This is a genomic window from Rhodococcus sp. ACS1 (assembly GCF_002300155.1).
Classification (GTDB): Bacteria; Actinomycetota; Actinomycetes; order Mycobacteriales; family Mycobacteriaceae; genus Rhodococcus_F; species Rhodococcus_F koreensis.
The window spans coordinates 452,182-464,190 of sequence record NZ_NSDZ01000001.1; the positions used below are offsets into that span (position 1 = coordinate 452,182).

Sequence of the window (12,009 nt, forward strand, 5' to 3'; positions counted from 1 at the left end):
CGGGGGTCAGCCGTGCGGGGGGACGGGCGGCGGCAACTGCCCGGGCGCTCCCCCCGGGTACAGCGGCGCGTGCTCGTCGGCGCCGCCGGGCTTCGTGAGCGGTCCCGGACCGTCGACGGGCTGCCGCGCCTCGACCTCCGCGGCCCGGACGGCTTGCGCGATGGCCGGGTCGGACTTGGTCTCGAACCAGTCGGCGACCTCTTCCGAATCGTCCTCGGGCTTGGGCAGATCCTCGTCCGTGGTGGACGGCTCGTACCGGAACACCCCGTCCTGCCCCTGCGCGCCGAGGGTCTTCGCGAAACCCTTGAGGGCGTCACCGAAGTCGCTGGGCACCAGCCACACCTTGTTCGCGTCGCCCTGCGCCATCTGCGGCAATGTCTGCAGGTACTGGTACGCGAGGAGTTCGGGGGTGGGTTTGCCGGACTTGATTGCGGCGAACACCTTTTCGATCGCCTTCGCCTGACCCTGCGCCTGCAGGTACTTGGCGGCCCGATCGCCCTGCGCTCGCAGGATCCGGGACTGCCGCTCACCCTCCGCGGTGAGGATCGACGCCTGCTTCGCGCCCTCCGCGGCGAGGATGCGGGACTGCTTGTCGCCCTCCGCCGTCTTGATCGCCGACTCCCGGTGCCCCTCGGCGGTGAGGATGGTGGCCCGCTTCTCGCGGTCCGCCTTCATCTGCTTCTCCATCGACTCCTGGATCGACGGCGGCGGATCGATGCTCTTGAGTTCGACCCGGGCGACGCGCAGACCCCAGCGGCCGGTGGCCTCGTCCAGCACCCCGCGCAGCTGCCCGTTGATGGAGTCACGCGAGGTGAGCGTCTCCTCCAGCGTCATGCCGCCGACGACGTTGCGCAGCGTGGTGGTGGTCAACTGCTCGACACCGACGATGTAGTTGCTGATCTCGTACACCGCGGCCTGCGGGTTGGTGACCTGGAAGTACACCACGGTATCGATGTTCAACGTCAGGTTGTCCTGGGTGATCACCGGCTGCGGCGGGAACGACACCACCCGTTCGCGCAGATCCACCTTGGCCCGGATGCGGTCCGCGAACGGGATCAGGAACGTCAGCTGACCCGACACGGTCCGCGAGTACCGGCCGAGTCGCTCGATCACCGCGGCCTCGGCCTGCGGCACCAGCGCCACCGATTTGGCCACCACCAGCGCAACGAACAACACGAGCACGATCAACACGATGAGTGCTGCCATCTACGGTCCCCTCCATACGACGGCGGTCGCGCCGTCAATTTGCATTACCGTCACGGTCGTTCCCGGTGGATACACTTCCGTGCTGTCGAGCGGGCGGGCCGTCCACACGTCCCCGCCGAGTTTGATCTGCCCGGCGTGCTCGGCGACTTCCTCGAGCACCAGGGCCTGCTTGCCGGTGAGCGCCTCGATCCCCGTCGGGGTCGGCGGCGGTGTCTCGAACTTGCGCAACAACACCGGGCGCACCCCGAGGATCAGCGCGAGGGACAGTATTCCGAAGATCACCGCGTCGACCCAGACCGGGAAGTCGGTGATCGCGGTGACCCCGGCCGTGGCCAGCGCACCGCCCGCCAGCATGAGGAGGAAGAAGTCCCCCGTCAACGCTTCGGCGGCGGCGAGCAGCACCCCCGCTACCAGCCAAATCAATGCAGCCACAACACCATCTAACCAGAATCTCCGGAACCGACGGTGACGAAGTCGACCAGCTGTTCGACCGCCCCGATCAGCGGCGCCTCCAGGTCGCGGAACGTGTCGACGGCCGAGTACACCCGGCGCCACCCGTCGCGCGGTGTCCCCCAGCCCAACTCGCGGCACACCCCGGTCTTCCAGTCCTCACCGCGCGGAATCTTCGGCCAGGCCGCGATACCCACCGCCGACGGCCGGACCGCCTCCCACACGTCGATGAACGGGTGCCCGGTGACGAGCACGTTCGGACCGAGCCCCTGCGTGAGCTGGGTTTCCTTGGACCCGGTGACGAGGTGGTCGACGAGCACGCCGACGCGCCGTCCCGGTCCGGGGCGGAACTCCGCGAGCCGCTCCCCGAGGTTGTCGAGGCCCTCCAGGTGCTCGACGACGACCCCCTCGACGCGCAGGTCGTGCCCCCACACACGTTCCACCAGGGCGGCGTCGTGGACGCCCTCCACCCAGATCCGGCTGGCCAGCGCGGTCCGGGCCCGCAGCCCCTCGACCTTCGTCGACCCCGATGCCGACCGGGTGGCCGGCGGACCGGCGGGCTTGGCCGCGGGGCGCACCAGGGTGACCGGTTTCCCGTCGATCAGGAACGCCGCCTCCCGCATCGCGAACAACCGGGTGCGCCGCGCCCCGTCCTCGAGCCGGACGAAATCGCCGTCGTAGGTGCGTTCGAACCCCACCACCGCCCCGCAGAACCCGGTGCCCGCGTCCTCGACCACGAGGTCCCGTTCGGCCGGGACCGTCGGCGTCACCGGCTTCCTCGCGCGTGGGTGTCCGGAAAAGATGTCGCCGTATCTGTCGCCTCCGCTCACGGGCGCTGACGCTATGCCAGCGGCGCCGTTACACACACGCCGCCACGCCGACATATGCTCGTTTATCGTGACTTCACCCAGCGCCACTCTCACCGTGTGGGCCAGTTCCTGGCTCGCCGGGAACAGTGCACCCGACGACGTCATCGACGCCCTCCACGCGTGGGCGCCGATGCATCTCGCCTGCGCGGAGGATCAGGACACGGCCCGGCGCACCGGACTGCCGTGGCCCGACCCGCAGGACGCCGGGGTGACGGCGTTGCTGCAGACGATGCGCCGTTCCGTGTCGCAACCCGAGACCGAGATCCGGCTGGTCCTGCCCGGGCCGGGGGACGTGCGCGGGTTGCCCGCGGGCACCGAGTTCGCGTCCGCCGCGATCGGCACCGGCGAAGGTGTCCTCGTCGGGCCGCCCGGCCGGTCCGGGACGGGGCTCGTCCCGCACGTCGAGGGTCCCGACGTGCTGCGGTGGACGGTGTCGACGATCGAGCGGCTCCCCCTCGACGCCCACCACACCGGTCTGGGTGAGGCCGAGTTCACGATGCGGGAGGCGGTGCGCGACGCCGCGGCCGCGCTCGAGGCCCTAAACATGCTCGACTCCGGTTTCGGCGCAGATCCGCGCGCCCTGATCGCCGATGCGCTGGCGAAGTCCGCGCTGCACCGGTACCCGACGACGATCGCGCCGCGGGCGCTGCGGATCCTGGACTCGGCCGATCAGGTGGCCGCGATCCTCACCGTCGCCGAGCAGATGGCCCCCGCCCGCACCGTGTCCGCGTCGGGCGCGGCCACCCTCGAGGACCTGCTGCGGCCGCTGCGTTCGGCGGTGCGCTCGGCGCGCACCGCCGCCGTCAATGCGTGTGCGCGGGACGGCCTGACGGCCTGACGACGGCCTTGCAGCAGTCGACCGCGCAGGATTCGCCGTCCAGGGTGGACCCGAGCAGCGGCTCGGATCCGAGCCGCGCGGCGGACGCGCCGGTTAGCTGCTCGGTGACGAGTGCGACCACGAGTTCCGCGAACCGCCGGTCCGTCCCGGGTGTGGCCGCGCGCACGAAGTCGATGCCGAGTTCGGCGGCCTTGTCCCGCGCCTCGGTGTCCAGGTCCCACACCACCTCGAGGTGGTCGGAGACGAATCCGACCGGGCACGCGATCACCGCGCGCACGCCGTCGTCGGCGAGGGTGTCGAGGTGGTCGCAGATGTCCGGTTCGAGCCACGGCACCTGGGGTGGCCCGGACCGGGACTGCCACACCAGATCGAAGTCGTCGAAGCCGGCGGCGCGGGCGGTGAGCCTCGCGGCCTCGGCCACCTGCCGGCTGTAGAGGCGGCCGCCCTCCGCGGGCGGTCCGGCGTTGACGTCCGCGGAGACCGGCACGGAGTGGGCGGTGAACACGAGTCGCGCGTCTGCCCGGTGCTCGGCGGGGAGCTGCGCGGCGGCCGCCCGGACGGCGTCGGCGAACGCCCCGATCAGCAGCGGGTGGTCGTAGTACTGCCGCAGCTTCAGCAGGTGCGGCGCCCCGTCGCCGGCCACGGCCCGCGCCCGGGAGACGTCCTCGTGGTATTGCCGGCACCCCGAGTACCCGCCCCACGCCGACGTCGGGAACACGAGGGCCGAGCGGACACCGTCCGCACCCATCCGGGCGACCGTGTCCTCGACCATCGGATGCCAGTTCCGGTTACCGAAATAGACGGGCAGATCGATTCCGGCGCTTGCCAATTCGGATTCGACGCGGGAGATGATGTCGCGGTTGAGGGCGTTGATCGGCGACACACCCCCGAAATGCAGGTAGTGCTCGGCGACCGCGTCCAGACGTTCGGGCGGCACCCCCCGGCCCCGGGTGACGTTCTCCAGGAACGGGCGCACGTCCTCGGGCTTCTCCGGACCCCCGAACGACAACAGAAGAAGGGCGTCGAACCGGGAACCGGAACCGTCCGTCGAATTCACAGCGATCATGATCCCCATCTTCCGTGCTGCCGTTCGGGGCGCACTCCCCGGGTAGTGCCCTAGCCGGCCATCGCGTGGGCGCCACCGTCGACGTAGATGATCGACGCGGTGGTGCCGGGCAGCCAGTCGGACAGCACGGTGCACACGGTCTTCGCGACCGGCTCCGGGTCGTCGACGTTCCAGCCGATGGGCGCGCGCTCGTCCCACGCCGTGTTCAGCTCGTTCATCTGCTTGGCGTCGTCGGTGGCGGTGCCGGCGATGGCCTTGGCGGCGAGGGTCTTGATCGGGCCCGCCGCGACGAGGTTGGAGCGGATACCGCGTTCGCCGACCTCCTTGGCGACATACCGGTTCACCGACTCGAGGGTGGCCTTGGCGACGCCCATCCAGTTGTAGAACGGCACCGCCCGCGCCGGGTCGAAGTCCATGCCGACGATCGACGCGTTGTCGTTCAGCACCGGCAGCAGCGCCTTCGACAGGGACGCGTACGAGTACGCCGACACCTCGAACGCCACCCCGACGTCGGACCACGGTGCGTCGAAGAACGGGCTGCCCAGGCAGGACCGCGGCGCGAACGCGATGGAGTGCACGACGCCGTCGACACCCTCCGGCGCGATCTCCCGGATCCGGTCGGCGAGGCTCGCGAGGTGCTCGGGGTTCTGCACGTCGAGTTCGAGCGCCGGCGGCACCGGCTGCGGCAGCCGCTGCGCGATGCGGTCGATCAGCCGGAGACGGTCGAATCCGGTGATGATCACCTTGGCGCCCTGTTCCTGGGCGACCTTGGCGACGTGGAACGCGATGGACGCGTCCGTGATGATGCCGGTGACGAGAATGGTCTTACCTTCGAGCAATCCGCCCATGAGGTGTCCTCCTGTGAAGAAAAGTCCGGGAAGTGGTGTGGGAGTTCTAGTGGCCCATGCCGAGGCCGCCGTCGACGGGGATCACCGCGCCGGAGACGTACGCGGAATCGTCGGAGGCCAGGAAGCTCACCACCGCGGCGACCTCCTCGGGCTTGCCCTGCCGCTGCAGCGGGACGGCGCCGGTGATCATGTCCTTGTACTTGTCGTCGAGGACCGCGGTCATGTCGGTGTCGATGAATCCCGGGGCCACCACGTTCGCGGTGATCGACCGGGACCCGAGTTCGCGGGTCAGCGACCGCGCGATGCCGACCACACCGGCCTTCGACGCCGCGTAGTTGACCTGGCCGGGACCGCCGGCGAGCCCGACGACCGACCCGAGGAACACGAACCGGCCGAACCGTGACCGCAGCATCGACCGGGTGGCGCGCTTCGCGACGCGGAACGCGCCGGTCAGGTTGGCGTCGACGACGGAGGTGAACTGTTCCTCGGTCATCCGCATGATCAGCGTGTCGTCGGTGATGCCGGCGTTCGCGACGAGGACCTCGACCGGACCCTGGTGCGCCTCCACTTCCTTGAAGGCACGGTCGATCGACTCGGTGTCCGTGACGTCGCACTGGACGCCGAACAGACCCTCGGGCGCACCCGAACCGCGATGCGTGACCGCGACCTTGTGCCCGTCCGCCGCGAGGCGCTGCGCGACAGCGAGGCCGATCCCGCGGTTGCCGCCGGTGACGAGCACCGACCGGGGAGTGGACACCGTCCTCACCGACGCGTCAGTAGTTTCTGGGGTAGACATGCGGATAAACCTATCTGTTCAGATGTGCAGGAGTGGAAGCGCGGGGCCGCGGTCAGCAGGGCTCTGATGCCGAGAACGCCGGCGGAACGCAGATCACGGCAGCCGTTGACGCAGGACCAGCGCGAGGATCAGCCCCGCCGTGGCGGAGAGGACACCCAGCACGAGCCACGGGCGGCTGGCGTCGCCGCGGGTGGTCTCGAACCCGATCTGCTCCTCGAGGGTGTCGTAGACGTCGCGCAGTTCCTCCAGGCTCGACGCCGTGAAGAAGCTGCCGCCGGAGAGATTCGCGATCTCCCGCAGCGACGGGTCGTCGACGGGCACCGGGATGCGTTCGTCCTCGATCTCGACCTTGCCGTAGCTGGTGCCGAACGAGATCGTCGAGATGGGAACGTCCTTGTCCTTCGCCTGCCGGGCCGCGGTGAACCCGCCGCGCGGATCGTCCGGATTCTCGGGGACCGTCTGCTTGCCGTCCGAGAGCAGCACGATGCGGGCGGGCGGCGCCTGATCACTGCCGCCGAGCACCGCGGCCAGCGTGTCGATCGACTGCAGCGATGTGAAGATCGCCTCACCGGTGGCGGTCCGCTCGCTCAGCTGCAGATTGTCGATCGCGACCTTGGTGGCCTCCCGGTTGGTGGTCGGCGATACCAGCACCGACGCGGTGCCTGCGAACGCGACGAGACCGAGGTTGATGCCGGGGGTGAGCCCGTCGGCGAACGACTTCGCGGCGTCCTGCGCGGCGGCCAGACGGGTCGGTTCCACGTCGGTCGCCTTCATCGACAACGACACGTCGATGACGAGGATCACGGTGGCCCGGTTCCGCGGAACCCGCTTGTCCTCCGTCGGGCCGGCCAGCGCCACACTGAAGAACACCAGCGCCAGCACCATCAGCAGCGCCGGGATGTGCCGGGCCCGGCCCGGCCGCGACGGCGCGACCTTCTCGAGCAACGCGTAGTTGGTGAACCGCAGGGTGTGCTTCTGCCGCTGCCGCTGTACCCACACGTATCCCGCGACCAACGCCACGACCACCAGGAGGAACAGCAACCACCACGGTGAGGTGAACTGCGAAAGACTCACCGGCGGGACCTCTGGTTCGTCGCGGTCCCGTAACTGTGTTTCCGGGCGGACACGAACCGCACCACGTCCGAGATCCAGTCCCGGTCGGTCCGCAGGCTGAGCAGCGGGGCACCGCACCCCCGCAACGACTGCTCCACCTGCAGGCGGTGCTCGTCCGCGGCGCGCGCGAAGTCGGCGCGCAGTTGCGGTGTGGTCGTGAACTCGCGGGTCCGTCCGGACTCCGGATCGTGCAGCACTACATCCCCCAGGTCGGGTAATTCCAGATCTCGCGGGTCGAGCACCTCGACACCGAGTACGTCGTGGCGCCCTGAGATGGCCCGCAGCGACCGCTCCCAGTCGATCGGTCCCAGGAAGTCACTGATGACGACGGCAAGACCGCGGCGGCGCTGCGGCCGGCGCAGCGACTCCACCGCCCCCTGCAGGTCGCCCCGCACCCCGTCCGGGGCGTGCGGGGTGGTCGCGATCTGACGCAACATCGCCTGCGCGTGGATCCGGCCGCCGCGGGCCGGGATCCGGGTGGTCTGGGCGCCGGTGGAGACGATCGCCCCGATCCGGTTGCCGCCGCCGCTGGTCAGATGCGTGACGGCGGCGGCCGCAGCCACCACCAGATCCCGCTTCTCGCACCCGGCGGTACCGAAGTCCAGGCTCGACGACAAGTCGACGACGAGCCACGTCTCCAACTCCCGGTCCGCGACCGACTGCCGGACGTGCGGGTGCGTCGTCCGGGCGGTCACCGACCAGTCCATCTGACGGACGTCGTCACCCGGCTGGTACTCGCGCGCATCACCCGGCTCCGAGCCCGGACCCGGGATCAGGCCCAGGTGGTCGCCGTGCAGCACACCGTCGAGGCGTCGGCGGACGGTCAGTTCCAGCGTCCGCAGCGCAGCGGACAGTTTGGGATCACGGAGTTCGCCGGAGCGAAACGACGGCGGCGGGCCGGAACTCTGCGCACCGGCGGTACGCGCACTCACCGTGGCTGGCTCATCGCCGTCGGTCCGGGCACCGACGTGGACGGGACAGGCGGTCCGTTGTGACCGGCGGGAGCGGCCGGGACCGTCGTCGGCTGTGCGGCGATCTGCGGCAGACCCACCGTCTGCAGCACACGGGAGATCACGTCGTCCGGGCTCACCTCGTCGGCGAGAGCGTCGTAGGACAGCACGAGACGGTGACGCAGAACGTCCGGGATCACCTCGAGCACGTCCTGCGGCACCACGTAGTCACGCCCGCGCAGCAACGCCAGCGCCCGCGCCGAGGAGATGATGCCCAGCGTCGCACGCGGTGACGCGCCGTACGCGATCCAGCCGTCGACGTCGGGGAGACCGAACTCCGCCGGCGTGCGGGTGGCCGCGATGACCCGGACCACGTAGTCGACGAGCGCATGGTGCACGAACACACCGCTCGCGACCTTCTGCAGGCGGACGAGTTCCTCGGGATCGAGAACCTGGTGCGGTTCCGGCGCATCGACACCCATCCGGTAGACGATCTCGCGCTCCTCCTCCACCGTCGGATAGTCGACGAGGATCTTGAACAGGAAGCGGTCGCGCTGCGCCTCCGGCAGCGGGTACACACCCTCGTTCTCGATCGGGTTCTGCGTCGCCATCACCAGGAACGGGTCGGGCATATGGTACCGCTTGCCGCCGATCGAGACGTGCCGCTCGGCCATCACCTCGAGCAGCGCCGACTGCACCTTCGCCGGTGCGCGGTTGATCTCGTCGGCGAGCACGAAGTTCGCGACGACCGGGCCGAGTTCGGTGTCGAACTCCTCCCGCCCCTGCCGGTAGATGCGCGTACCGATCAGGTCGGTGGGCACCAGGTCCGGGGTGAACTGGACGCGCGAGAACGACCCGCCGACCACCTTCGCGAACGTCTCGACGGCCAGGGTCTTCGCCACACCCGGCACACCCTCGAGCAGTACGTGCCCCTTCGCGAGCAGACCGACCAGGATCCGCTCCACCAGCCGGTCCTGCCCGACGATCACGCGTTTGACCTCGTAGATCGCGCGTTCCAGCGTCTGAACGTCGGCGGCGAGATTGGGCGCGACCGACTTCGTCAGCGCGGCCTGCGTGCCCGCATCCTGTGAGGGTGCCGTCGGCGCGGTGGCGTTCTGGGGACCCGATCCGTTGGACGCACCCCCGTTCTTCACACCTTCGGGAGCGGCCTTCGCGGGCGACTCCTTCCGGGCTGCACCCTCCGATACCGCATCATCACGTGAGGTCACCAAGAATCCACCGCTTTCACCTAGATCGTTCCGCCCGTTCACGTACTTGCTCAACTATTCCAGGTGCAAGCAACCCCCGCCGCAACCAAGCACGATCCGCACCGCGGACTACTTCATCGACATCATGGATCACGACACCATACGGACAGCGTAAGGGGTCATGCCGTCCCATCGCACCGGGGAGATCTTGACGACGTCCCCCGACTCGGGCGCCTCGAGCATCTGGTCGTCCCCGAGATACAGGGCGACGTGCTGGCTGGCGTTCGGGCCCCAGAAGATCATGTCGCCGCGCTGCATCTCCTCCGAGGGAACCTGCTCGCCCGCGGTGTACTGGTACCCGGTGTAGTGCGGCAGGGAGATGCCGATCCCGGCGAACGCGTAGATCATCAGACCGGAGCAGTCGAAACCGACCTTGTTGAAGTCGCCGTAACTGTCGGCGACACCGCCGTCGCGAATACCGAGGGTGGGGCCGTTCTCGTCGCCGCCGCCCCACGCGTACTCCACACCGATCTGGGACAGGCCGCGGTCGATGACGGTTTCGATGGCCTCACTACCCGTCAGGTTCTCACCGCTGGTCGACGGTTTCGACTTGGGGGTGGATTTCGGCGTGGTCGTTCCCCCGCCGGTGGCGGAGTCCTCGTCCTCCGAATCGTCCTCGATCGTGGTGTGCGCCCGCTGCCCCGCGGCGAGTTCCGCCGCGCGCTGACGTGCCGCCTCGTTGGCGGCGACCCGCGCGGCAGCCTGCGTCGCGGCCTCCCGGGCCGCGGCGGCGATGGCAGCCTTCTGCGCGTCCTCGGCGCGCTTCTGCTCCTCCCACGTCGCGTACGCCTCACGCTGCCCCTGCAGCCCCGCGACGTTGCCTCGGGCGGCGTCGAGCTGGGCCTGCGCGGCCGCCCGGTTGCTCTCGATCTGCGCCTTCTTGGCCGCCTGGTCCTGCAACGCCGACCGGGCGATCGCGATCGCCTGCTCGGCCAGTGACTTCTTCGACGCGGCCTGGTCGGCGGCCACGTCCGCCTGCTGCTTCGCCTCGCGCGCCGCGGAATCCTTGTTGGCCTGCGCGGTCCGGGCGCGCTGCAGGCCCTCGAGCACCGCGTTCTGGCTGGTGGCGAGGAGTTTCAGAACCTGCGCGCGGTCCAGGACGTCACCGGGCCCCTGGGCGCCCAGGTATGTCGAGATCGCGGAGACGTTGGTGCCCTGCGTGTAGCTCGACCGGGCGTACTTGTCGAAGTCCTTCTGCGCCAGTTCGATCTGTGCGCCGGCGTCGCGCAGCGCCTGCTGGGAGGCGCCGACCACACTGGCGGCCAGATCGGCGGCGCTGCGGGCGTTCTGCAGATCGACCAGCGCCCGGTTCACGTCCTCGCGCTTGATGGCGACCTCGTTGTCGAGCTGGGCGAGTTGCTGATCCGCGGAGGCGACCTGGTTGATCAGTTCGCTGACCTGCCCGAGGCCGGCCGATACCTGGGTCTGGGCCTGCGCGATGTCGGAGTCGGACGGATTCGGCGGCGGGGGCGGCACTGCGGCGGCCAGGCCGGGCGTGCTGCCGACCAGCGCGCCGACGATGCCCAGTCCGATCAGGAGGCGCACGACGCGAGCGCGCCTGCGGGAGAAGCTACGGTGCCCCACTCCAGCTCGTGCTTGTCGCTTCACAACTCTCTCCCTCGGTTCTGCACCGATCGCGCAGGCCGCGCTGTGCTCGTCGTGGGGAGAATTTGCGGCAGTCACACCTTCCGTGTTTCGGCGACACCGACGTACGCCGGAACGCCGTCACTCTGGACGTCAATCACCAGCCTGCGACACTTCTTCCCCAAGAGCGCCAAATGCACCGTACGACACTTCCGGACTCTATGGAAACTTTAGTCACAAATAACACATGAGTAATTTGACCAGCGGAAATGTCGAACTGTGAATCGTCGGCGCCATTTACACGCATCGACGCAGGCAGCGGCCGCACACGGGCGAATCGTGAAAATGCCGCCGAGTTATCCCGGGAATTCGGAAGGTGTCAGGGCTTCTGTCGCTCGTACGTCGTGCCGGCGCCCGCGGCACCGTCGCCCTTTTTCACGGCGTCGCCGTCCTTCGAGCCGGACGCCCGGCGCGACTTCGCGAAGAACGTCGCGGCCGACGCGATGACGACGATCGCCACGATGACGGCGGTGAACAGGGCCCACGGCGGTCCCGGCTCGATCACCTCGTCGACGAAGTGATTCGCGGAGACCACCGCGTCGCCGGTGTACGTGCGGTCCTGACCCGACTCGAGCAGCACCCGGCTGATCGAATCGCTGTACGTGCCGACCCAGCTGGGGCTCAGCACCAGAACGGTGCCGCCCTCCTCTGCGCCGACCTCGGTCGCGAGGTCGCGTAGCTGCGAGTCGCGGCCTGGATCCTCGTCCAGCACCACGATGCTCAGCTTGATGCCGTGCTCGGCCGCGCGGTCGACGACGGCGGCGAGCTCACCGGTCTCGTCGGACGGTGCCGACACCCCGTCGTCGGACACGTCCGCGACCACGTCGGAGACGTCGATCTCTTCCGGAAGGTCCGTCGACAACGGGAGGGCCGAATGGACGGGAACCGTGACACGGGCAGGAAGTGCGGTGGCGATAGGGGCAGGCATCTCTCATCCGGGTGTGCTGTAGGAACGTAAGCC

General features: G+C 69.3%; 12 protein-coding genes. 1 reads left to right on the plus strand and 11 read right to left on the minus strand.

All coding sequences use genetic code 11. The annotated features are described in order from the left end of the window. Window positions 1–6: 6 nt before the first annotated feature. The 3 genes from CJ179_RS02120 to CJ179_RS02130 are packed head-to-tail and all read right to left on the minus strand — an operon-like array spanning window position 7 to window position 2,486. Window positions 7–1,206: an SPFH domain-containing protein gene (locus CJ179_RS02120; RefSeq protein WP_072942045.1), complete on the minus strand. Its 1,200-nt coding sequence runs from the start codon at window positions 1,204–1,206 to the stop codon at window positions 7–9. Beyond that, entirely contained in the window at window positions 1,207–1,638 is a 432-nt protein-coding gene (locus tag CJ179_RS02125) for an NfeD family protein (RefSeq protein WP_072942046.1), read from the minus strand. It abuts the gene before it with no gap. An 8-nt stretch (window positions 1,639–1,646) separates the two neighbouring features. Beyond that, window positions 1,647–2,486 carry a DUF3097 domain-containing protein gene (locus CJ179_RS02130; protein ID WP_072942048.1) on the minus strand — a complete coding sequence of 280 codons (840 nt, stop codon included), beginning with the start codon at window positions 2,484–2,486 and terminating at the stop codon, window positions 1,647–1,649. Between the two features lie 67 nt (window positions 2,487–2,553). Between CJ179_RS02130 and CJ179_RS02135 the strand changes: the two genes are divergently transcribed. Next, window positions 2,554–3,363: a hypothetical protein gene (locus tag CJ179_RS02135; protein ID WP_095860598.1), complete on the plus strand. Its 810-nt coding sequence runs from the start codon at window positions 2,554–2,556 to the stop codon at window positions 3,361–3,363. Here CJ179_RS02135 and CJ179_RS02140 read toward each other — a convergent pair. From CJ179_RS02140 to CJ179_RS02175, 8 genes are all read right to left on the minus strand, one after another. Continuing rightward, on the minus strand, window positions 3,329–4,438 hold the full coding sequence (locus tag CJ179_RS02140; RefSeq protein ID WP_095860599.1) for a ferrochelatase: 1,110 nt from the start codon (window positions 4,436–4,438) through the stop codon (window positions 3,329–3,331). The two genes, CJ179_RS02135 and CJ179_RS02140, sit on opposite strands and share 35 nt — an antisense overlap. A 41-nt stretch (window positions 4,439–4,479) precedes the next feature. Further along, window positions 4,480–5,277, minus strand: a complete 798-nt coding sequence (gene inhA / locus CJ179_RS02145) for an NADH-dependent enoyl-ACP reductase InhA (RefSeq protein WP_005241845.1) — start codon at window positions 5,275–5,277, stop codon at window positions 4,480–4,482. A 46-nt stretch (window positions 5,278–5,323) separates the two neighbouring features. Beyond that, complete coding sequence (fabG1, locus tag CJ179_RS02150) at window positions 5,324–6,073, minus strand: 3-oxoacyl-ACP reductase FabG1 (protein ID WP_072942052.1); 750 nt, start codon at window positions 6,071–6,073, stop codon at window positions 5,324–5,326. A gap of 93 nt (window positions 6,074–6,166) precedes the next feature. Then, entirely contained in the window at window positions 6,167–7,147 is a 981-nt protein-coding gene (locus CJ179_RS02155) for a VWA domain-containing protein (RefSeq protein WP_095860600.1), read from the minus strand. Next, entirely contained in the window at window positions 7,144–8,118 is a 975-nt protein-coding gene (locus CJ179_RS02160) for a DUF58 domain-containing protein (protein ID WP_095860601.1), read from the minus strand. Before CJ179_RS02160 ends, CJ179_RS02155 begins: the two co-directional genes overlap by 4 nt. Further along, on the minus strand, window positions 8,115–9,290 hold the full coding sequence (locus tag CJ179_RS02165) for a MoxR family ATPase (RefSeq protein ID WP_095861037.1): 1,176 nt from the start codon (window positions 9,288–9,290) through the stop codon (window positions 8,115–8,117). Before CJ179_RS02165 ends, CJ179_RS02160 begins: the two co-directional genes overlap by 4 nt. A gap of 204 nt (window positions 9,291–9,494) precedes the next feature. Continuing rightward, a complete protein-coding gene (locus tag CJ179_RS02170; protein WP_179377511.1) occupies window positions 9,495–10,988 on the minus strand; it encodes an NlpC/P60 family protein in 1,494 nt (497 codons plus the stop codon). Window positions 10,989–11,367: 379 nt separating this feature from the next. After that, window positions 11,368–11,976, minus strand: coding sequence for a DUF6676 family protein (locus tag CJ179_RS02175; RefSeq protein WP_095860603.1), 609 nt, complete (start codon window positions 11,974–11,976; stop codon window positions 11,368–11,370). Between the last annotated feature and the right edge of the window lie 33 nt (window positions 11,977–12,009).

What these genes read in the sequence shown, in the direction of transcription:
- CJ179_RS02120 (WP_072942045.1), bottom strand. Translation starts at nt 1,206, where the DNA reads ATGGCAGCACTCATCGTGTTGATCGTGCTCGTGTTGTTCGTTGCGCTG.
- CJ179_RS02140 (WP_095860599.1), bottom strand. Translation starts at nt 4,438, where the DNA reads ATGGGGATCATGATCGCTGTGAATTCGACGGACGGTTCCGGTTCCCGG.
- inhA (WP_005241845.1), bottom strand. Translation starts at nt 5,277, where the DNA reads ATGGGCGGATTGCTCGAAGGTAAGACCATTCTCGTCACCGGCATCATC.
- fabG1 (WP_072942052.1), bottom strand. Translation starts at nt 6,073, where the DNA reads ATGTCTACCCCAGAAACTACTGACGCGTCGGTGAGGACGGTGTCCACT.
- CJ179_RS02175 (WP_095860603.1), bottom strand. Translation starts at nt 11,976, where the DNA reads ATGCCTGCCCCTATCGCCACCGCACTTCCTGCCCGTGTCACGGTTCCC.